Origin of the sequence: Streptomyces sp. NPDC001714, from assembly GCF_042892755.1 — a bacterium.
Lineage (GTDB): Bacteria > Actinomycetota > Actinomycetes > Streptomycetales > Streptomycetaceae > Streptomyces.
Genome location: NZ_JBIAUL010000012.1, coordinates 243,069 through 262,786, shown reverse-complemented (window position 1 = coordinate 262,786; position 19,718 = coordinate 243,069). Strand labels below are relative to the sequence as shown.

The 19,718-nt window shown below is 70.0% G+C and carries 19 protein-coding genes and 1 pseudogene; 16 read left to right on the top strand and 4 right to left on the bottom strand.

Going from position 1 to position 19,718, the window contains the following annotated elements; translation table 11 throughout:
• Positions 1 to 13: 13 nt before the first annotated feature.
• Positions 14 to 613 carry a TetR/AcrR family transcriptional regulator gene (locus ACFY0P_RS29960; protein ID WP_388919769.1) on the bottom strand — a complete coding sequence of 200 codons (600 nt, stop codon included), beginning with the start codon at positions 611 to 613 and terminating at the stop codon, positions 14 to 16.
• Positions 614 to 726: 113 nt separating this feature from the next.
• On the opposite strand from ACFY0P_RS29960, the gene ACFY0P_RS29955 reads away from it, so the two are divergent.
• Genes ACFY0P_RS29955 through ACFY0P_RS29940 form a run of 4 tightly spaced genes read left to right on the top strand, consistent with a single transcriptional unit; the run spans position 727 to position 5,246 of the window.
• The gene (locus tag ACFY0P_RS29955) at positions 727 to 1,746 is read left to right on the top strand and encodes a fumarylacetoacetate hydrolase family protein (RefSeq protein WP_388919766.1); all 1,020 of its coding nucleotides are present in this window, start codon (positions 727 to 729) and stop codon (positions 1,744 to 1,746) included.
• 17 nt (positions 1,747 to 1,763) lie between these two features.
• On the top strand, positions 1,764 to 2,342 hold the full coding sequence (locus ACFY0P_RS29950; RefSeq protein ID WP_388919763.1) for a cupin domain-containing protein: 579 nt from the start codon (positions 1,764 to 1,766) through the stop codon (positions 2,340 to 2,342).
• The gene (locus tag ACFY0P_RS29945) at positions 2,339 to 4,285 is read left to right on the top strand and encodes an acetoacetate--CoA ligase (RefSeq protein WP_388919760.1); all 1,947 of its coding nucleotides are present in this window, start codon (positions 2,339 to 2,341) and stop codon (positions 4,283 to 4,285) included. The genes ACFY0P_RS29950 and ACFY0P_RS29945 overlap by 4 nt, the downstream gene beginning before the upstream one ends.
• A 7-nt stretch (positions 4,286 to 4,292) precedes the next feature.
• On the top strand, positions 4,293 to 5,246 hold the full coding sequence (locus ACFY0P_RS29940; protein WP_388919757.1) for a fumarylacetoacetate hydrolase family protein: 954 nt from the start codon (positions 4,293 to 4,295) through the stop codon (positions 5,244 to 5,246).
• A gap of 6 nt (positions 5,247 to 5,252) precedes the next feature.
• Here the strand turns inward: ACFY0P_RS29940 and ACFY0P_RS29935 are convergent, their stop codons facing one another.
• Entirely contained in the window at positions 5,253 to 5,792 is a 540-nt protein-coding gene (locus tag ACFY0P_RS29935) for a MarR family winged helix-turn-helix transcriptional regulator (protein WP_388919754.1), read from the bottom strand.
• 234 nt (positions 5,793 to 6,026) lie between these two features.
• Here ACFY0P_RS29935 and ACFY0P_RS29930 point away from each other — a divergent pair, with 234 nt between their 5' ends.
• Positions 6,027 to 6,563: an aldehyde dehydrogenase family protein gene (locus ACFY0P_RS29930; protein WP_388919751.1), complete on the top strand. Its 537-nt coding sequence runs from the start codon at positions 6,027 to 6,029 to the stop codon at positions 6,561 to 6,563.
• Here the strand turns inward: ACFY0P_RS29930 and ACFY0P_RS29925 are convergent.
• Positions 6,503 to 7,438 carry a LysR family transcriptional regulator gene (locus ACFY0P_RS29925; RefSeq protein WP_388919748.1) on the bottom strand — a complete coding sequence of 312 codons (936 nt, stop codon included), beginning with the start codon at positions 7,436 to 7,438 and terminating at the stop codon, positions 6,503 to 6,505. The genes ACFY0P_RS29930 and ACFY0P_RS29925 overlap by 61 nt on opposite strands.
• 148 nt (positions 7,439 to 7,586) lie before the next feature.
• Here ACFY0P_RS29925 and ACFY0P_RS29920 point away from each other — a divergent pair, with 148 nt between their 5' ends.
• From ACFY0P_RS29920 to hpaD, 10 genes and pseudogenes are all read left to right on the top strand, one after another.
• Entirely contained in the window at positions 7,587 to 8,780 is a 1,194-nt protein-coding gene (locus tag ACFY0P_RS29920) for a cytochrome P450 (protein ID WP_388919745.1), read from the top strand.
• Entirely contained in the window at positions 8,777 to 9,115 is a 339-nt protein-coding gene (locus ACFY0P_RS29915; protein WP_388919742.1) for a bifunctional 3-phenylpropionate/cinnamic acid dioxygenase ferredoxin subunit, read from the top strand. The genes ACFY0P_RS29920 and ACFY0P_RS29915 overlap by 4 nt, the downstream gene beginning before the upstream one ends.
• Positions 9,112 to 10,293, top strand: coding sequence for an NAD(P)/FAD-dependent oxidoreductase (locus ACFY0P_RS29910; RefSeq protein WP_388919739.1), 1,182 nt, complete (start codon positions 9,112 to 9,114; stop codon positions 10,291 to 10,293). Before ACFY0P_RS29915 ends, ACFY0P_RS29910 begins: the two co-directional genes overlap by 4 nt.
• A 6-nt stretch (positions 10,294 to 10,299) precedes the next feature.
• A pseudogene (locus ACFY0P_RS29905) lies at positions 10,300 to 10,541 on the top strand (MBL fold metallo-hydrolase); the annotation flags it as partial.
• A 179-nt stretch (positions 10,542 to 10,720) separates the two neighbouring features.
• Positions 10,721 to 11,224, top strand: a complete 504-nt coding sequence (locus ACFY0P_RS29900) for a flavin reductase family protein (RefSeq protein WP_388919736.1) — start codon at positions 10,721 to 10,723, stop codon at positions 11,222 to 11,224.
• A gap of 35 nt (positions 11,225 to 11,259) precedes the next feature.
• Positions 11,260 to 12,711 (top strand): 4-hydroxyphenylacetate 3-monooxygenase, oxygenase component, encoded by a 1,452-nt coding sequence (gene hpaB, locus ACFY0P_RS29895; RefSeq protein WP_388919733.1) that lies wholly within the window; start codon positions 11,260 to 11,262, stop codon positions 12,709 to 12,711.
• Positions 12,712 to 12,726: 15 nt separating this feature from the next.
• Positions 12,727 to 14,193, top strand: a complete 1,467-nt coding sequence (locus tag ACFY0P_RS29890) for a fumarylacetoacetate hydrolase family protein (protein ID WP_388919730.1) — start codon at positions 12,727 to 12,729, stop codon at positions 14,191 to 14,193.
• Positions 14,190 to 15,137, top strand: coding sequence for a 4-hydroxy-tetrahydrodipicolinate synthase (gene dapA / locus ACFY0P_RS29885; RefSeq protein ID WP_388919727.1), 948 nt, complete (start codon positions 14,190 to 14,192; stop codon positions 15,135 to 15,137). Before ACFY0P_RS29890 ends, dapA begins: the two co-directional genes overlap by 4 nt.
• Entirely contained in the window at positions 15,134 to 16,621 is a 1,488-nt protein-coding gene (gene hpaE, locus ACFY0P_RS29880; protein WP_388919724.1) for a 5-carboxymethyl-2-hydroxymuconate semialdehyde dehydrogenase, read from the top strand. The genes dapA and hpaE overlap by 4 nt, the downstream gene beginning before the upstream one ends.
• On the top strand, positions 16,618 to 17,622 hold the full coding sequence (gene hpaD, locus ACFY0P_RS29875) for a 3,4-dihydroxyphenylacetate 2,3-dioxygenase (RefSeq protein ID WP_388919721.1): 1,005 nt from the start codon (positions 16,618 to 16,620) through the stop codon (positions 17,620 to 17,622). Before hpaE ends, hpaD begins: the two co-directional genes overlap by 4 nt.
• 413 nt (positions 17,623 to 18,035) lie before the next feature.
• Here the strand turns inward: hpaD and ACFY0P_RS29870 are convergent, their stop codons facing one another.
• Entirely contained in the window at positions 18,036 to 18,818 is a 783-nt protein-coding gene (locus ACFY0P_RS29870; protein WP_388919718.1) for an IclR family transcriptional regulator, read from the bottom strand.
• A 159-nt stretch (positions 18,819 to 18,977) separates the two neighbouring features.
• Between ACFY0P_RS29870 and ACFY0P_RS29865 the strand changes: the two genes are divergently transcribed.
• Complete coding sequence (locus ACFY0P_RS29865; protein WP_388919715.1) at positions 18,978 to 19,688, top strand: CoA transferase subunit A; 711 nt, start codon at positions 18,978 to 18,980, stop codon at positions 19,686 to 19,688.
• Positions 19,689 to 19,718 lie beyond the last annotated feature (30 nt).

The window sequence follows — 19,718 nt, the reverse complement described above, 5'->3', positions numbered from 1 at the left end:
CGGACGGAGTGCCTCAGGACTCTCCGTCCGCAGGCGGGCGCGCTTCCAGGCCGCGGATTCCCAGATCCACGAGCTGTTCGGCGAGCGCGTCGTCGAGCGGGCTGATGCCGAAGAGAAGATGGAAGTAGACCGGGGCGTAGAACAGCTGGGCCGCCGAACCGGGATCGAGGTCCGCGCGGAAGACGCCCTCGTCGATTCCTCTGCGCATCAGCTTCTCCACAGCCGCGGAGCGCTCCTGCCAGAACCGGGCGCGGAAGCTGGCCATCACCTCGGGGTCGTACTGCCCCTCGGCGATGATCTGGGCGACCAGCTTGCCCTGCGGGCCGGCGTACCGGGAGATCAGCGACTTGAGGTGCGTCAGGAGGGCGTCGCGCACCGGCACCCCTTCGGGGATGCGGGTGTGCGCCAGATGGTTCTCCATGAAGGCGTCGATGACGACTGCGGCCTTGTTCGGCCACCACCGGTAGATCGTCGCCTTGCTGACCTTGGCCCGCTTGGCGATCGCCTCCACGGTGAGTTTCTGCACCGTGATGGCGCGCCTGCCATCGCGGACAAGGAGATCCATGGTCGCGTCGAGGATTGCTCGACGACTCGATTCGCTTCGTACAGCCACGGAGTCAAATTACCCCACGCACGACCCCGTCCCCCAAACAAGTAGGGCATCGACAAGGCAACTCATCCGCCATACGATACGAAACGTTTCGAATAATCAGAGGAGATGGAAACATGAAGCTGGGTCGGATTTCCGTACCTTCCCCCGACGGCGACCAGATCAGGCTCGTGGCCGTGCGCCCCGACGAGGACCGGGTCGTCGACCTGGCCAGGGCCTACGCGCTGGCCAGGCGGGCCGGGGGCGCCACGCCGGACGCGGCCCGCCGACTGGCCGCCGCGTACTTCCCGTCGAGCACGGCCGCCGCCATCGCCGCCGGGCCGGCGTTCCTCGACACCGCCCACTGGGCCGTGGAGCGGGCCGCCGACGACGCCTCGCTGCCGATCGAGGGGCTGTCCTGGGTGGCCGCCGTCGACCCGCCGGTCATCCGCGACGGCCTGACCTTCCCGGCCCACATGAAGGGGTTCCACGAGAAGGTGGGCGGCGGGCTGCCGAACCCCCAGCTGTTCAAGACTCCCGGCTACTTCAAGGGATCGACCGGAGTGGTGTACGGCCACGACGAGGAGATCCCCTACCCGGGCTACTCCGAGTACGTCGACTACGAGCTGGAGATGGGCCTCATCGTCGGAGCCGCGGGGCGCAACCTGACCCCCGAGGGCGCCCGCGCCCACCTGTTCGGCGTCACGATCTTCAACGACTTCAGCGCGCGCGACGTCCAGGGCACCGAGATGGGCATGGGCATGGGCCCGCAGAAGTGCAAGGACTACGCGTACGGCATCGGCCCGTGGATCACCACCGTCGACGAGCTGCCCTCCTACGACGGCCTCAAGGGCGTCGTCCGCGTCAACGGCGAGGTCTGGAGCGAGACGAGCGCCGAGGGCATGATCTACACGCCGGAGGAACTCCTGGCCTACGTCTCCATCAACGACCGGCTTCAGCCCGGCGACCTCATCGGCTCCGGCACCCTGCCCTTCGGCTCCGGACTGGAGATCGACCGGCGTCTGTCGCCCGGAGACGTCCTCGAACTCGAACTCGAAGGCGTCGGCGTCCTGCGCAACCGCCTGAGCGCCGAACCCGACCAGGCCCCCTGGTGGCCCGAGCCCCGCCCGTACCCCTTCGCTACGCCGGCCAACTGACCACGGGATCAGAACAGATGACCAACCCGCACACCGTGAAGCCGGTACGGCGCATCGTCACCGGCCACACCGCCGACGGCCGCTCCACCGTCATCAACGACGGCCCGGCCCCCAACGTCTTCGTCTCCGACACCGTCGAAGGGTTCGGCGCGACCGTCCCCTGGCAGACCGAACCGGGCGATGTCAGCAACGACGGCAACCAGGACGCGGCCGCCGCCGACGTCCAGGTGCCGATGTACCCCAAGCTCGGCGGAACGGTCTTCCGGATCGCGAGCTTCCCGCCCGACAGCGCCTACACCGACTCCGCCGCCGACTCCCTCTTCGGCGACATCGACGGCGAGCACGCCCGCGACGCCGCCCACGACAGCGACGGCGACCGTCACTTCTGGTTCCACCGCACCGACAGCCTGGACTACGCCCTTGTCCTGGAGGGCGAGATATGGCTGCTGCTGGACGAGGGAGAGGTCCTCGCCCGGGCCGGTGACGTGATCGTCCAGCGGGGCACGAGTCACTCCTGGTCCAACCGCAGTGACACGACCTGTCGCGTGGCCTTCGTCCTCCTGGGCGCCCTGCCCGCCGACGCCGCTGTCTCATGAGCACCGCGCACGACGACATCCTGTGGACGCCGAGCCGAGCCCGGCAGGAGGGCAGCGAACTGGCTCGCTACCGCCGCACGTTGAAGGACTACGACGCCGGTGCCGACTACCTCGGTCTGTGGCGCTGGTCGACTCAGGACCCGGGCCGGTTCTGGGAGTCCGTCGCCGAGTTCGAGGACGTACGGCTCGGCGGCACCCCGACCGGCCCGGTGGCGCCGCGGGAGATGCCCGGGGGCACCTGGTTTCCCGGCCGTACCGTGAACTACGCCGAACACGTGCTGCGCCGCTGCCCGTACGAAGCGCTCGTCGTCGCGAACGACGACGGCACGTCGCACAGGCTGTCGCGAGCCGAACTGTGCGGCCAGGTCGCCGCCGTCTCGGCCGCCCTGCGCCGGATGGGAGTGGCGCACGGCGACCGGGTGGCCGCCGTCCTGCCCAACCGGGCGGAGGCCGTCGTAGGGCTCCTCGCCTGTGCCGCGGTGGGCGCCGTCTGGTCGGTGTGCTCCCCGGAGTTCGGCGCGGACGGGGTGCTCTCCCGGTTCGCCCAGCTGGAGCCCAAGGTCCTGCTGCTCACGGACGGCTACCACTACGGCGGACGGACACACGAGCGCACGGACGAGATGCGCACCGTGGTCGACCGGCTGCCGTCGGTGGAGCATGTGCTCTGGGTCGATCACCTCCACCCCGGAAGCCTGCCCGCGGCGGACCGCCCCGTGTCGCTGTGGGGGACGGTCGCCGCCGGGGGAGGGGAGCCGGAGTTCGACGAGCTGCCCTTCGACCACCCGCTGTGGGTGCTGTTCTCCTCCGGCACCACGGGGACACCCAAGGGGATCGTGCACGGCCACGGCGGTGTCCTCCTGGAACACCTCAAGGTTCTGCGGCTGCACGCCGACCTACGGGCCGGCGACCGCTACCTCACCGTCGCCAGCACCAGCTGGGTGGTGTGGAACATGCTGGTGTCCGGACTCGCGGTCGGCGCCACGATCGTCCTGCTGGACGGCAACCCGGTCCGCCCCGACCTGGGCCGTGTCTTCCGCGTCGCCGGTGAGCACGGCGTCGACACGCTCGGTGTCAGCGCCGGATACCTGCACGCCTGTCTCAAGGCCGGTCTCGCCCCCGAGACCGGGGCGCTGCGGACGTTGCAGGTGACCGGATCACCGCTGTCCTCCGATGGTTTCCGCTGGGTCTACGACCGGCTCGGCGACGTGTGGCTGACGTCCATGAGCGGCGGCACCGACGTGTGCTCGATCTTCGTCGGCGGCGCCCCCACCCTGCCCGTCCGCGTGGGACGCATCCAGGCACCCGCCCTGGGCGTCTCCGTCGAGGCGTGGGACGACGACGGCAGGACCGTGGTCGGCAGGCGGGGCGAGCTGGTGATCACACGGCCGATGCCCTCGATGCCCCTGTGCTTCTGGAACGACCCCGACGGCCGGCGCTACCAGGAGAGCTACTTCTCCGTGTACGCCGGAGCCTGGCGGCACGGGGACTTCATCGAGTTCGAGGCCGACGGAAGCAGCGTCATCCACGGCCGCTCGGACTCCACCCTGAACCGGCAGGGCGTGCGCATGGGGCCGGCGGACATCTACCGGGTCGTCGAGGCGCTGCCCGAGGTGCGCGAAGCCCTCGTCGTGGGTGCCGAACTGGGCGAGGACGCCTACTACATGCCGCTGTTCGTCGCCCTCCAGGAGGACACCGACCCCGAAGCGGTGACACGGCGCATCAACGACGCGCTCCGGGAGGAGTTGTCACCGCGCCATGTGCCCGACGAGGTCGTGCCCATGCGCGGGATCCCGCACACCCGCACAGGCAAGAAGATAGAAGTGCCGGTCAAGCGACTGCTGCAGGGAGCCTCCCTGAGCGACGTCGTGGACCTGGGCGCGGTGGACGACAGCGCACTGCTCCAGGAATACGCGGAGTTCGCCCACACCCGCCGGAAAGCATGAGGAAACCATGAGCCAGACCCCCTTCTCACTGGGCACGTTCACCGACGGCCAGTCCGGTCCGTTCCCCGGCGTCGTCGTGGCCGACAAGGTGTATGACACCCGGACCGTCCTGCCCGCGGCCGCGACCACCTCGGACCTGCTGGCCGACTGGGACACGTCCCTGGAAGCGCTCCAGTCCCTGGCCGACGCACCCGAGGCGGACGGGCGGCCGGTCGGGGAGCTCACGGTGCTGGCCCCGGTCCAGCCGCCGGGCCAGATCCTGGCCGCCGGGGCCAACTACCGTGAGCACGTCATCCAGATCACCGTGGCGCACCGCCTGGGGAACGCGGACGCCTCCGAGGAGGAGTTGCGCGAGCAGGCCGCCCGGGAGATGGACGAGCGTGCCGCACATGGCGAGCCCTATGTGTGGGTGGGCGTCCCTTCCGCGATCAGCGGTCCGTACGACGACGTCGTCCTGCCCTCCCTCGGCGAGAACCACGACTGGGAACTCGAACTGGGCGTGATCATCGGACGCGAGGCCCGCGAGGTGAGCCGTGAGGAGGCACTGGACCACGTCGCCGGATACACCATCTGCAACGACCTGACGACGCGCAGCCTGGTGCCGCGACCGGACATTCCGATGATGGGTACCGACTGGATGCGGGCGAAGAACCAGCCCACGTTCTACCCCACGGGCCCGTACCTCGTGCCGGCGCGCTTCGTGCCCGACCCGCAGGACCTCGACATCACGCTCCGGCTCAACGGCAAGGTCATGCAGAAGGGCAACACCAACGACATGATCTTCGGCGTCGCGGCCCTCATCTCGTACATCTCGCACCGGGTGACTCTGCGGCCGGGCGACATGATCATCACCGGCTCCCCGCAGGGGAACGGCTCGCACTACGGCCGGTTCCTGCGGGCGGGCGACGTGATGGAGAGCGAGATCACCGGACTCGGCTCGCAGCGGAACCTCGTCAGGTAGCCGCCGTCAGGTCCGTTGCCTGACCTCGAATCGCAGGGAGTGGGCGGTGAGCTTCTCCAGCAGTGTGACGAGCGTTTTCTGTTCGTCCGCGCTGAGCGAGCCCGCCCACTCCTGTTCGCGTTCGTTGTGCGCCTGGAAAGCCGTCGTGATCGCGCGCAGACCGCTCTCGGTGAGATTGAGGTCGACCGCGCGGCCGTCGTGCGGGGCGCGTGTCCTGGTGACGAGGCCGTCCCGCTCGAGCGTGTTCACCAGCGCCGACACGGCCGCGCGGCTCATGCCGGACAGCTCTGCGACCTTCTTCGCCTCGACGGGGCTCGTCAGCCAGATCGCGAACAGCACGCGGAAGCCTGGCCACGACCATCCGCGGGGCCGGTGGACGGTGGATTCCAGGTCGTAGACCAGCATGTTCGCGGCCCGCGTCAGGGTGAGCACCAACCGCATCGCCAGCGGATCGACGCCCGGCAGCTCACGGCTCGCGCGGTGGACCGCGTGATCGATGAACGACCAGAAATGCAGGTCCTCGTTGTCCGGGTGCTCGTGGTTCACACCAGGAGTGTAGGCCGGAGGGCCGACGGGCCTGCGGCCCGCCCGCACGGCCGGCCGCGTAGACTGCCGCGCCTCGTTGCCGAAAAGCGTGTCGACCGTCTCAGAGGCAAGACCACGTCCCTTTTCACCGTCACCACCACCCCCTCCTCCGTCGAGACGATCGCGGATCTGCGTCTCTGAAGCGGGCCCGGCGCGCCGACGGCAGCACGGCCGCTGTGCCCCTGGTTCGAGTTCGTGACGCAGCACGGAGGATCTCGCTCTCCTGATCACCCTGGAAGGCAGGCTGCTCGCGGAAGCACGGTGCGAGGTGGCAGCGTCCTCGCGCTCAGGGAACCGATTGGTGAGTGTGTCGCCATCACACCCTGGAACTTCCGAGCGGCCATGTTCACGTGCAAGGCGCGCGCCGCCGGATACCCGGTAGCTGCCAAGTCGGTCGCCCAGAGCCCGCTGACGGCGCCTGCCTTCACGACGCTCCACGATGAGCACGGTTGCCGTGAGCCGCGAGGCCGGCCCGAGCAGGAGAAGGACTCTGCCCGTGGCCTCGAGAAGTGCCACGGCCCAGGCCGTCAGCGCGGGGCGGGCACTCCGAGCTGGTGCTGCGGGAACGCGGCGAAGCAGAAGCATGACCGAAACGAAACGTATAGTACCAGTACGCGGCGGAAGTCGACCCTGCCGGGATTCCGGTTAGGCCCCCCGACGGATGGACGGTGCTACCGAGGATTGCGGTCCCCGGTCCCCGGCCGTGCCGGTCCGGCCGCGAGGGCCCGGTGACAGAAATCGGCGAACGCCTTGGCTCGTCGGGTGAGGTTGGCACGGGCCGGCCAGGCGAGAAGCACAGGCATGTCGGGTACCTCATCCCGGATCTCGCATTCGGCCAGCGGGACGCCCTCGTGGCTGACGCCGGAGGCGGGCCGCTGGATCAGAAGCGAGTAGCCGAGGCCCCGCGCCACCAGTGACCGCACCGTCTCGAAGCTGCTCGTCGTGTGCCGGATCACGGGCCGGATGCCGAGCGAGGCGAGCAGTTCCGTGAAGTACCGCCGGCTCGGCGGGTTGTCGAGCATGATCATCGGTTCGTCCGCGAGGTCGTGCAGGCTCACCGTGGCCTGCCCGGCCAGGGGGTGCGTGCGGGGCAGAAGTACGTGCGGGCGGGTGATGTACAGCGTCTCCTGCTGGATGCCCTGCTGAAGGTCGAGGTCGTACAGCAAGGCGATTTCGCAGCTGCCGTCGAGGAGTTTCTCCTGCAGTTCCACCTGGGTGCCCTCCGCGAAGCTCAGTCGCACCGTCGGATGTTCGGCGGCGAAACCCTTCAGGACGCCGGGCATCAGGAACGGGGCCAGGGTCGTGTAGCAGCCGACGGTCAGGTTCCCGGAGAGCTCGCCGCCCAGGTTGCGTGCGCTGGAGACGAGTTCGTCCGCGTGGGCGAGCAGTGGGCGCGCGTCCGCGAGCACGGCCAGGCCGGCTTGGGTGATCGTCAGTCCCTTGGCCTGTCGGCGCAGGAAGAGCTGAACCCCGAGGGTGCGCTCCAGTTCGCTGACGGCCAGGGCGATCGTCGACTGGGAGATGTGCTCCCGTGCGGCGGCGCCCGCGATGGTACCGGCCTCGGCCGCCGCCACGAAGAACCGGAGCTGGCGCAGGGAGAGCGTCATGAGTCCATACCTCAGGAATCCTGTGGTTATTGACGGCGTATTGCTGGATTCCAGAGTATTCCGTGCTCACGCGGCGTACCGCACAGTCGTTGCAGCCCGATGCGGCCGACATCCCTCTCCGATGCGGCCGACACCGTGAGGAGCCGCTATGCCCATCGCAGGAAATCTGACCAGCAAAGACCTCTACGCCGACCCGTATCCCGTCTACCGCGAGCTCAGGGACCAGGAGCCCTGGGCCTGGTCGGACGGGCTCGGCATGTGGCTCGTGAGCCGCTACGAGGACGTCGTCTTCGTCGACGAGCACCCCGAGATCTTCGCCGCGCACCAGGAGAACTCCCTCGCCGAACGCACCATGGGTCTGGTCATGATCCGTACCGACGGCGACGCCCACCGCAGGCTGCGCTCCGCGGTGGACGGCCCGCTGAAGCGCCGCAATGTGCGACAGCAGTGGTCGGCGGGGCTCACCTCGCACGCCACGGAACTCGCCGAACGGCTCAGGACGAGGCCGGAGTTCGACCTTGTTTCGGACTTCGCGGCGCCGTTCGCCGCTCAGGCGCTGATGCGGGCGGCGGGGCTGCCCGACGTGCACACCGAGCAGGTCGTCGAGTGGTCGCGTGCCTTCATCGCCGGTCTGGCCAACCACGACGACGACCCGGCGGTCTGGCAGCGTGCCGGACGTGCCAGGGCCGAGGTGGGGGAGCTGGTCCGCGAGGCCGTCGCCCGTGTGACGGCCGTACCGGACCACACCGTGATCTCCGCGATGGTGCACGCCGAGCTCGCCGAGCCGCTGACCGTCGAGGAGATCGCCACTCAGGTGCGTCTGACGATCTCCGGCGGCTTCAACGAGCCCTGGCACGCGCTCGCCACCCTGGTCTGGCAGCTGTGCGAACAGCCTCAGCTGCGCGACCGCGTACTGGCCGACTCCGAGGCCCTCGACGCGGCCATCGAGGAGACGATGCGCTGGCTCACCCCTGTCGGAGCCTTTCCGCGGCAGCTCGCCGTCGACCACACGGTGGGGGACGTGACGCTGCGGGCCGGGGACAAGCTGCTCGCGCTCGCCGCGTCGGCCAACCGGGACGACCGCAAGTTCGCCGCCCCGGACGCCTTCGACATCGACCGCCCCGAACTCTCCGACCACCTCGCCTTCTCGCTCGGCGCCCACTACTGCCTCGGCACCTATCTGGCACGGGAGCAGCTCCGTACCGCGGTGCCCGCGCTGTTCGGCGCGCTTCCCGGGCTGAGCGTCACCAGCACCCCGAACCTGGTCGGCTGGATGTTCCGCGGGCCGGAGTCCGTCCTCATGCGTCACAACGCCCAGGGCGTGAAGGGGGCGGCACAGTGATCCAGCTCTGTCCGCTCGCGGACCTCACCCCCGGTGTGGTCACCCGGATCGCCAGGCCCGACGTGCCGGTTCCGCTGGCGCTCGTCAAGGTCGGCGAACGCGTCTTCTGCGTCGACGACACCTGCTCCCACGAGACCGCTTCGCTCTCCGACGGCTGGCTGGACGGCCACGAGATCGAGTGCCCGCTGCACGAGTCACGTTTCGACCTGCGCACCGGCAAGCCCGACTGTCCGCCGGCGCGGCGTCCCATCCGTACGCATGCCGTCCAGGTCGTCGACGGCATGGTGTGCGTCGAGGCGTCCTCGGTGGCGCCGGCCGCGGAGACCACGCGATGACCACGATCGCCGTCGTCGGCACCGGACTGGCCGGTGTCCGAGCCGCCGAGGCCCTGCGCGCCGAAGGCCACGACGGGCGGCTCCTGCTGGTCGGTGAGGAGAATTCGCAGCCCTACGACCGGCCTCCGCTGTCCAAGCAGGTGCTGCTGGGCACGTACGAAGCCCAGGACATCGCGCTGACGGACGACGACCTGCGTGCCCTGCTCGACGCCGAGTGGCTGCTCGGTACCCGCGCCACCGCCCTCGATCCGTCCTCAGGGGCCCTCGCTCTCGCCGACGGGCGAAGCCTGCGTGTGGACGGCGTGGTCATCGCCACCGGCGCCCGCGCTCGCACACTCCCCGGAATGCCGCAGCTCGACGGGGTGCACACCCTCCGCACCCTGGACGACGCAGACCGACTGCGCGAGGACCTGTCCCGCCCGGGCCGGGTCGTCGTGGTGGGAGGGGGGTTCATCGGTGCCGAGGTCGCCTCCGTGGCGCGTTCCCTCGGCCACGAGGTGACCATCGTCGAGTACGAGCAGAGGCCGCTGCTGCGGCAACTGGGCCCCGACGCCGCCGGCGTCCTGGCCCGCCTGCACACGGACCACGGCGTCACCCTGGTGACCGGAGTGGGTGTCACGGGTCTCCTCGGCGAGCACGGGGTGCGGGCCGTGGCGTTGTCCGACGGCCGCTTCCTGCCCGCGGACGTGGTGGTCGTCGGCGTGGGAGCTGTGCCGAACACCGAGTGGCTGGCGGGTTCCGGCGTCGACTGCGACAACGGCGTTCTCACGGACGAGTGGTGCCGGACCACGGTGCCCGGAGTGGTCGCGGCGGGCGATGTGGCCGCGTACCGCTGCCGTGCCGGGCGGCTGCGCATCGAGCACTGGACCAACGCGCGGGACATGCCGGTCATCGCGGCCCGCTCGCTGCTGGCGGAGTTGCGCGGCGAGGACCCGACGACGCAACCGGTCCACGACCCGCTGCCCTATGTGTGGTCGGACCAGTACGGCGTCCACGTCCAGATCGCCGGCCGGCCCGGCGCCGACGACCGGCTAGAAATCGTCTCGGGCTCGTTCGACGACAGCTTCACGGCCGTGTACCGACGTGACGGCGAGATCGCCGGCGTGCTCGCGGTCGACAGCCCCAGGGAGTTCGGGCGTCTGCGGCGGGCTCTCCGTCCCGCCTGGGCATCGCGTTAGCCGCGGCGTCGGCTCACGGTCGCCGGTACGGAGCTGGTCGTGCTGCACACTCCGGGCCACAGCCCCGGGGCCATCTGTCTCTACGCGCCGGACCTCGACACCGTGTTCACCGGCGACACGCTCTTCGCCGGCGGCCCGGGATCCACCGGGCGGTCGTTCTCGAACTTCCCCACCATCATCCGTTCGATCCGCGACGAACTCCTGACGCTCGCGCCGCTCTGGAGGATTGGATCGCCCGCGGTCACTGAATTCTCCGCTCCGGGGCTTCCCAAGACCGGGGGGTCCAGGTACCGTCCAAATAGTCAAAGCTTTGATTACATGCTTCGAGCAGCATATCTCCCGCTTGGCCCCGGCCTGCGGGACCGGCGCCGTCCCTCCCCCGCCTCGCGGAGGACACAGCCGGCGATCCACTCAAGGAGTCCTCCCGATGTCCCAAGCCCTCGCCCCTCCCAGCCCCGGCGCCCTGCGCGCCTGCATGTCCCGGTTCGCCACCGGCGTCACCGTCGTGACGTACGCGGGCGAGGAGGGCCCCCGGGGCGCGACCATGAACTCCTTCACGTCCGTCTCCGCCGATCCCGCGCTGGTGCTCGTCAGCGTCGCCCGCCGCGCCCGCTGCCACGACCAGCTGATCGACAGCTCGTTCTGCGTCAACATCCTCGGTGCCGAACAGGAGCCGCTGGCCCGGCTGTTCGCCGGGGTGCAGGGCGCCGCCGAGCCGCGCTGGGCTACTGCGGCCCGGGTGCCCCGGCTCGCGAACCCCCTGGCATGGGTGGAGTGCGAGCCATGGCGTGCCTACGACGGAGGGGACCACACCCTCGTCGTCGGCCGCGTCACCGACCTCGGCCACCGTGACGGCGACGCCCTCACCTACGCCTGGAGCCGCTTCGGCACCGCGGCCGAGTCCACCGACGGCATCGAACACCTCATCTGAACCTGACCCCGCCCGACACCCCCAGGAGAACCACCATGCCCGCACGCACCGGCAAGGAATACCTGGAGCGCCTCGCCGCCTCCCGCCCCACCGTCCACATCCAGGGCGAGACCGTCTCCGGCGGCATCCAGGACCACCCCGCCTTCCGTAACGTCGTCCGCACCTACGCCGAACTGTTCGACCTCCAGCACTCGGACGAGCACAAGGACGTCCTCACCTACACGTCGCCGACGTCGGGCGAGCCGGTCGGCACCTCCTTCCTCACCCCGAAGACCCCTGAGGACCTGGTCAAGCGCCGCAAGGCGTACAAGGTGTGGGCCGACCACAGCAACGGCATGCTCGGCCGCACCGGCGACTACATGAACAGCTCCCTCATGGCCCTCGCCTCGGCCGCCGACTGGTTCGCCCAGGCCAACCCCGCCTTCGGCGAGAACATCCGCCGCTACTACGAGAAGGTCCGCGAAGAGGACCTGCTGTGCACCCACACGCTGATCCCGCCGCAGGTCAACCGGTCCGTGGCCGGGACCCAGCAGGCCGGCGGCAAGCTGGCCGCGCGGATCGTGAAGGAGGACGACAACGGCGTGGTGATCCACGGCGCCCGCATGCTGGCCACCATCGCCCCGTTCGCCGACGAGATGCTCGTCTTCCCCTCCACCGTGCTGCGCGGCACCCCCGAGGACAAGCCGTACTCCTACGCGTTCGCCATCCCCAACGACACCCCTGGGCTGCGCTACATCGCCCGCGAGCCCCTCGACTACGACCGCCCGCGCCACGACCACCCCCTCGGCTCCCGCTTCGAGGAGTCGGACTGCGTGGTCGTCTTCGACAACGTCCACGTGCCCTACGAGCGCTGCTTCGCCCTCGGCGACGCCGAGCTGTGCAACGGCTTCTACTCGCAGACGTCGTCCGTGGTGCACATGACCCACCAGGTCGTCACCCGCACCACCGCCAAGACCGAGTACATCCTCGGCCTGGTTTCCCTGCTCACCGAGGCCATCGGCATCGAGCAGTTCCAGCACGTCCAGGAGGATGTCGCCGAGATCATCGCCACGCTGGAGACGCTGCGGGCCTTCCTGCGGGCCGCCGAGGCCGACGCCGAGGTCAACGAGTACGGCGTGCTCACCCCGGCCTTCGCCCCGCTCAACGCCGCCCGCAACCTCTACCCCAAGCTCTACCAGCGCTTCCCGCAGATCCTGCGCAAGCTCGGCGCCTCCGGTCTGATGGCCACCCCGACCGAACTCGACATCGAGGGACCCGCCGCCGCCGACATCGAGGCGTACCTGCAGTCGGCTACCCTGACCGGCCCCGAGCGCGTGAAGCTCTTCCGCCTGGTGTGGGACACCTGCATCTCCGCCTTCTCCAGCCGCCAGGCGCTGTACGAGTACTACTTCTTCGGCGACCCCGTGCGGATGGCCGGCGCGTACGTGAAGAGTTACGACCGCGAGCCGTACAAGGCCAGGGTCCAGGCCTTCCTCGATCGCGCCTGACCCCGGACGGACGACATGACGCACCCGCTCGGAAACCCCCCGTCGAAGATCATCGCTCTGCATCTCAACTATCCGAGCCGCGCCAAGGAGCGCGGCCGGATCCCCGCCCACCCGTCCTACTTCCTCAAGCCGCCCTCGTCGCTCGCGGGCACCAAGGACGCACTCGTCCGCCCCGAGGGATGCGAACTCCTCGGCTTCGAGGGCGAGATCGCCCTCGTCATCGGCTCGCGCGCACAGCGGGTGCGGCCCGAAGACGGATGGCAGTACGTACGGTGGGTGACCGCCGCCAACGACGCGGGCGTTTACGACCTGCGCTACGCCGACCGCGGCTCCAACCTCCGCTCCAAGGGCGGAGACGGCTTCACGCCGATCGGGCCGCGACTGCTGGACGCACGCGAACTCGACCCGGCCGCCCTCCGGGTGCGGACCTGGGTCAACGGCGAACTGGTCCAGGACGACACCACCGACACCCTCCTGTTCCCGTTCGGCGAACTGATAGCGGACCTGTCGCGGCAGGTCACCCTGGAACCGGGGGACGTCATCCTCACCGGCACACCGGCCGGCGCCTCCGTGGTGGTGCCCGGTGATCTGGTCGAGGTGGAGGTGTCCGGCAGCGGGCTGTCCACCGGACGCCTGCGAAATCCCGTCGCCGCCGGGCCCGCCCTGGAGCCGTACGGGGCGATGCCCAAGACCGATCAGGCGGAGCGGGAGGCCGCGTACGGGACGGCGTACACGCCCGCGCCCCTGCTGGACAAGCGGGTCGAGGACGGGCTGCGCTCGGTCGCCGTCGCCACCCTCAGCGCGCAACTCCGTGCCCGCGGCCTGCCGCACATGTCCATCGACGGCGTCCGCCCCACGCTGCCGGACCGGACCATGGTCGGCGTCGCGCACACCCTGCGCTACCTGCCGCTGCGCGAGGACCTGTTCAAGAAGTACGGCAACGGCATGAACGCCCAGAAGCGGGCGATCGAGGAGCTGCGGCCGGGCCACGTGCTCGTCATGGACGCCCGCCGTGACACCTCCGCCGGGACCCTCGGCGACATCCTCGCGCTGCGTGCCCAGATGCGTGGGGCGGCCGGGGTCGTCACCGACGGCGGCCTGCGCGACAGCGCCGCGGTCACCGAACTGGGCCTGCCCGTCTACCACGGTGGCGAGCACCCCTCCGTCCTGGGCCGCCGCCACGTCCCCTGGGACACGGGCGTGCCCATCGCCTGCGGCGGCGCCCTGGTCCAGCCCGGCGACCTGATCGTCGGCGACGCGGACGGCGTCGTGGTCGTACCCCCCGAGCTGGCCGAGGAGCTGATCGCCGACTGCCGCGAGCAGGAGCTGCGGGAGCGCTTCATCACCGAACAGGTGCGCGCCGGGCAGAGCGTCGACGGCCTGTATCCCCTTGGTCCCGACTGGCGCGAACCGTTCGAGCAGTGGCGCCGCGGCCACGACCCCTCGCAGACCTCGCCCGCATCGCAAGGAGAACCCGCATGAAGTTCCGTAGTGACCCCTCCGCCATCCGCGGATCCATCGCCCCGGTCGTCACCCCGTTCACCGACGAGGGCGACGTCGACCACGACAGCCTGCGCGCCCTGATCCGCTTCCAGCTGGAGTCCGGTTCGCACGGCATCTCGCTCGGCGGCTCCACCGGCGAGCCCAGCGCGCAGACCGTGGCCGAGCGGATCGCCGCCATGCGTACCGCCGTCGTGGAGATCGGCGACCGGGTGCCCTTCCTGCCCGGCACCGGCTCGCACAAGCTGAACGAGACCCTCGAACTGACAGCCGCCGCCCAGGACCTGGGCGCCGACGCGGCCCTGGTGATCACCCCTTACTACGCGCGCCCCACCCAGGAGGCGCTGTACCAGTGGTACGCCAGGGTGGCCCGGGAGTTCCCGGACCTGCCGATCGTCGCCTACAACGTGCCCTCCCGCACCGCGGTCGACATCGCCCCCGAGACGGTGAAGCGGCTGTTCACCGACTTCGACAACTTCGTCGGGGTCAAGGAGACCACCAAGGACTTCGAGCACTTCTCCCGCGTGCTGCACGCCTGCGGCCGCTCGCTGCTCGTGTGGTCCGGCATCGAGCTCCTCTGCCTGCCGCTGCTCGCCCTCGGCGGGGCCGGCTTCGTCAGCGCGGTGTCCAACCTGGCCCCCGCGGCCGTGGCACGGATGTACGAGCTGTGGGAGGCCGGCGACTTCGAGGCCGCCCGGGACCTGCACTACCGCCTGCACCCGCTGGTCGACCTGCTGTTCGTGGAGACCAACCCCGCACCCGCCAAGTGGGTCCTCGCCCAGCAGGGCCGGATCGCGTCGGCGCACGTGAGGCCGCCGCTCATCACCCCCACCGACCAGGGCCTCGCCAGCATCCGTGCCCTCCTCGCCGAGGGCGGGGACCTTACGCAGCAGCTCGGAACCCAGCAGATCGGAGCCGGCAAGTGAGCACGACCCCCGAGGGCCTGCCCTCGATCATCCGGCACTGGATCGGCGGCGAACTCGTCGACGCGGCGGACGGTCGCACCTTCGACGTCACCGACCCCGTGTCCAACACCGCCTACGCACAGGCCGCACGCGGTGCGCAGGCCGACGTCCAGCGGGCCGTCGAGGCGGCGCGGACCGCCTTCCCCTCCTGGTCATCGATCTCCAACCGCGAGCGCGCCCGCGTCCTCTACCGTGTCGCCGACGCCGTCGAGGCCCGCCACGACCGCCTCGCGCTCTTCGAGTCGTACGACTCGGGTCTGCCGATCACCCAGGCCAAGGGCCAGGCCCGGCGCGCCGCCGAGAACTTCCGCTACTTCGCGGACGTGATCGTCGCACTCGGCGAGGAGGCCTTCCGGCAGGGCGACGAGCAGTTCAGCTACGTGGTGCGCACGCCGGTCGGGGTCGCCGGCCTGATCACCCCGTGGAACACCCCGTTCATGCTGGAGAGCTGGAAGCTCGCGCCGGCCCTGGCCTCGGGCTGCACGCTCGTCCTCAAGCCCGCCGAGTGGACGCCCCTGTCGGCGTCGCTCTGGCCGGAGATCCTCGCCGAGGCGGGCGTGCCGGCCGGAGTCGTCAACATCGTCCACGGCATCGGCGAGGAGGCCGGGCAGGCCCTCGTCGACCACCCGGACGTGCCGCTGATCTCCTTCACGGGCTCGACCGACACCGGAAAGCACATCATCCGGTCCTCCGCCGAGCACCTGAAGACCACGTCGATGGAGCTGGGCGGCAAGTCCCCGGTCGTCGTCTTCGCCGACGCCGACATCGAGGCGGCCCTGGACTCCGTGGTCTTTGGCGTGTTCTCGCTCAACGGCGAACGCTGCACGGCGGGTTCCCGGGTGCTCGTCGAGCGCCCGCTCTACGAGGAGTTCACCCGCCGCCTCGCCGAACGAGCCGAGCACGTCAACGTCGGCCTGCCGTCCGACCCGGCCACCGAGGTCGGCGCGCTGGTCCACACCGAGCACTACGAGCGGGTCCTGAACTACGTCGAGATCGGCAAGAAGGAGGCCCGGCTGGTGGCGGGCGGCGCCCGCCCGGCCCACCTGACGGAGGGCAACTACCTCCAGCCGACCGTGTTCGCCGACGTCTCCCGTGACGCCCGGATCTTCCAGGAGGAGATCTTCGGCCCCGTCGTCGCCGTGGCCCCCTTCGACGACGAGGCCGAGGCCGTCGAGCTGGCCAACGCCACGCGGTTCGGACTGGCCGCCTACATCTGGACCTCGAACCTCAAGCGCGGCCACCGCATCGCCCACGCCGTCGAGTCCGGCATGCTCTGGATCAACTCCCACAACGTCCGTGACCTGCGCACTCCCTTCGGAGGCGTCAAGGCCTCGGGCGTCGGCCGCGAGGGAGGCGCCCACAGCATCGACTTCTACACCGAGTCCAAGATCGTCCACGTCGCGCTCGGTGACGTCCACACCCCTCGGTTCGGAGCCGCCCGATGACCGCCGTACCCGCACCGGACGTGGTCCGCTCGGCCTACGCCCAGCTGGCCGTCACGGATCTGGCCAAGGCCCGCTGGTTCTGGGTGGACATGCTCGGCTTCCACATCCAGTACGAGGACGCCGACTCCCTCTACCTGCGCGGGACCGACGAACTCACCCATCACTCGCTCGTGCTGCGCAAGGGTGAGATCGCCGCGCTCGACCACATCTCCTACCGCGTCCGCACCCCTGAGGACGTCGACAGGGCGGAGAAGTTCTTCGCCGAACTCGGCCGCCCCGTCAAGCGGTTGAAGGAGGGCGAGGGCACGGTCGGCGTCGGCGACGCCGTACGCGTCGTCGACCCGCTGGGCTTCCCGGTCGAGTTCTTCCACGAGATCGAGCGCGGTGAGCGCCTCATCCAGCGCTACGACCTCCACCGCGGCGCCCAGATCGCCCGCCTCGACCACTTCAACATCTGCACCCCCGACATCCCCGCCGCCTACGCCCACTACAAGTCCCTGGGCTTCGGCTGCTCGGAGACCATCGAGGGCGACGAGCACGAGCTGTACGCGGCCTGGATGTACCGCAAGCAGACCGTCCACGACGTGGCCTTCACCGGCGGCGCCGGCCCGCGCTTGCACCACCTCGGCGTCGCCACCCACGAGTCCCACCAGGTGTTGCGCACCGCCGACATCTTCGGCGCGCTGCACGAGGAGAAGTACATCGAGCGCGGGCCCGGCCGGCACGGTGTCTCCAACGCCTTCTACGTCTACCTGCGCGACCCGGACGGCCACCGGGTGGAGATCTACACCTCCGACTACTACACCGGAGACCCCGACCACGAGACGTACCGCTGGAACGTGCACGACGACCGCCGCCGGGACTTCTGGGGCAACGCGGTGATCGAGTCCTGGTACAAGGAGGCGACCCCCGTCCTCGACCTCGACGGGCGGCCGCAGCCGGTGGGCAGCGCCCTGCTGGACGAGTCCGCCGTCCAGGTCGGCGCCGACGGACTCGGCTGAACCGTGAGAACCGGCTCCGGTGCAGGGTGCGGCACCGGAGCCGGTTCGGCCGGCGACAGCCGCCCTGGGCGTGAAGCGCGGCTGGCCGGGCGCCTAACCGGCTTCAGCGTGATCCGTCGCTAATGGATCCGGTGCTCCGCATCGCCCCATGCCTCGTCGCGGAGTCTGAACTTCTGGGTGGAGCACGCCAGGCAGGCGGGCACCTGCGAGCCCGGTGGCCTGGCCGTCGAAGCGGATGACGGGGGCCACGCTTGTTCCCGTGGCAACCGATGAGCATGTCGCCGGTCGAGGAGCTGTTGCCAAGGCTCTTCGCGGGGGGACGACCTCACGACCGAAGGTCTTGCCGCCCGTGGGGCGGTCCGCCCGGATGGCGCCCGCCGGTTTCGCTGTCGACGCGACATCCCAGGCAGTGGTCAGCGTCGGGTACCCGCACCAGTGTTCAGCGTGCGACCGAGCGCATGCGCCTCACGCAGCAGGAGCGCGCCCAGTTCAGGTCTGCGCTCGGCGCGGAACCGTGTCTCCACACCGGTGACGGTCAGCGCCCACAGAGGCTGCCCGGCGTGGTCGAACACCGCCGCCGCCATGCCCCAGCTGCCTTCCACAACGAGTCCGGGGTTCACGGCGTAGCCGTCGATCCGGGTCTGCGCGATCCGCTCCCGCACCGCGTCCGGCGCGTGCGCCGGACCCCACCGGTCAGCCAGGTCCATGTCTGCCAGGTAGGCGTCGATCTCGGTGTCGTCGAGGAATGACAGTACCGCCAGGCCCGCGGACACGACCCCGAGCGGGAAGCGGGCCCCCTCGTAGAGCACGAAGGAGCGGATCGGAAAGTCTCCGTCCTCACGCAGCAGGCACACCGTCTCGTCACCCCGCCGGGCCGAGAAGAACGCGCTCTCACCCGTCAGAGCCGCGAGCCGGTGCACGCTCTCACGCGCGTGGCGGGTGATGTCGTAGCGAGTGCCGGCCACCCCGCCGAGCAGATACAGCTCAGGACCGAGGAACCAACGCCCACTGCGCCGGTCGCGGTCGACGAACCCCTCGTCCGCCAACGAGACCAGTAGTCGATGCACCGTCGGCCTCGGCAGGCTCGTCGCCCTCGCCAGTTCGGCGGTGCCCGCACCGGCCTCGTTGACCGTCGACAGCGCGCGCAGAAGCACGCCCATCCTGCCGACGAGGTGGGCTGCCGGGGTGGTGTCCATGCCCTCATCGTACGTTCACTCAGTGAACGCTATGCGCGGTCCGCGCTCGCCCGGCAATCAGTTTCACCTCTCCGAAGCGCTATGTCTTGCGTGTTGAGGGGGCACGAGCGTTGACTCGGGCGCTCAGACAGTGAACGCCCCAGGCGGGAGGTGGACGAGTTGAGCAAGCTGCGCACGACGGCGGAAGAGGCCTTGGCCGGAGTACTGACCGATGGGATGACGATCGCGGTCGGCGGGTTCGGTCTCTGCGGCGTCCCGTACGACCTCATCGAAGTCGTACGGGACAGCGGGGTCACGGGGCTTACGGTCGTGTCCAACAACATGGGGGTCGACGGCAAGGGCCTCGGTCTGCTGCTGGAGAACCGCCAGGTGACCAAGGTGATCGCGTCCTACGTCGGCGAGAACAGGCTGTTCGCCCAGCAGTACCTGGACAAGGTTCTCGATGTGGAGTTCTCGCCGCAGGGCACGCTCGCCGAGCGCATGCGTGCCGGTGGGGCGGGGATCCCGGCCTTCTACACGAGGGCCGGCGTGGGCACGCCGGTCGCCGAGGGCAAGCCGCACGCCGAGTTCGACGGGCACGTCCACGTGCAGGAGCGCGCGATCGTCGCCGACCTCGCCCTCGTGCACGCCCACACCGCCGACCAGGCGGGCAACCTGACGTACCGGGCTGCCGCACGCAACTTCAACCCCCTCGTGGCCACATGCGGCCGGGTGACGGTCGCCGAGGCCGAGCACCTCTCCGAGGAGTTCATCAACCCCGAATCGGTCACCACCCCCGGCATCTACGTGAGCCGTCTGGTGGTCGCGCACAAGCGGGCCAAGGAAATCGAACAGCGCACGGTCCGTCCCCGCGTGACCGTCGAAGCATAGGAGCGACTGATCGTGCCCCGGACACGCGAC

Coding starts and splice junctions, on each gene's coding strand:
- ACFY0P_RS29955 (WP_388919766.1), top strand. CDS start 727: ATGAAGCTGGGTCGGATTTCCGTACCTTCCCCCGACGGCGACCAGATC.
- ACFY0P_RS29950 (WP_388919763.1), top strand. CDS start 1,764: ATGACCAACCCGCACACCGTGAAGCCGGTACGGCGCATCGTCACCGGC.
- ACFY0P_RS29945 (WP_388919760.1), top strand. CDS start 2,339: ATGAGCACCGCGCACGACGACATCCTGTGGACGCCGAGCCGAGCCCGG.
- ACFY0P_RS29940 (WP_388919757.1), top strand. CDS start 4,293: ATGAGCCAGACCCCCTTCTCACTGGGCACGTTCACCGACGGCCAGTCC.
- ACFY0P_RS29925 (WP_388919748.1), bottom strand. CDS start 7,438: ATGACGCTCTCCCTGCGCCAGCTCCGGTTCTTCGTGGCGGCGGCCGAG.
- ACFY0P_RS29920 (WP_388919745.1), top strand. CDS start 7,587: ATGCCCATCGCAGGAAATCTGACCAGCAAAGACCTCTACGCCGACCCG.
- ACFY0P_RS29910 (WP_388919739.1), top strand. CDS start 9,112: ATGACCACGATCGCCGTCGTCGGCACCGGACTGGCCGGTGTCCGAGCC.
- ACFY0P_RS29900 (WP_388919736.1), top strand. CDS start 10,721: ATGTCCCAAGCCCTCGCCCCTCCCAGCCCCGGCGCCCTGCGCGCCTGC.
- hpaB (WP_388919733.1), top strand. CDS start 11,260: ATGCCCGCACGCACCGGCAAGGAATACCTGGAGCGCCTCGCCGCCTCC.
- ACFY0P_RS29890 (WP_388919730.1), top strand. CDS start 12,727: ATGACGCACCCGCTCGGAAACCCCCCGTCGAAGATCATCGCTCTGCAT.
- dapA (WP_388919727.1), top strand. CDS start 14,190: ATGAAGTTCCGTAGTGACCCCTCCGCCATCCGCGGATCCATCGCCCCG.
- hpaD (WP_388919721.1), top strand. CDS start 16,618: ATGACCGCCGTACCCGCACCGGACGTGGTCCGCTCGGCCTACGCCCAG.
- ACFY0P_RS29870 (WP_388919718.1), bottom strand. CDS start 18,818: ATGGACACCACCCCGGCAGCCCACCTCGTCGGCAGGATGGGCGTGCTT.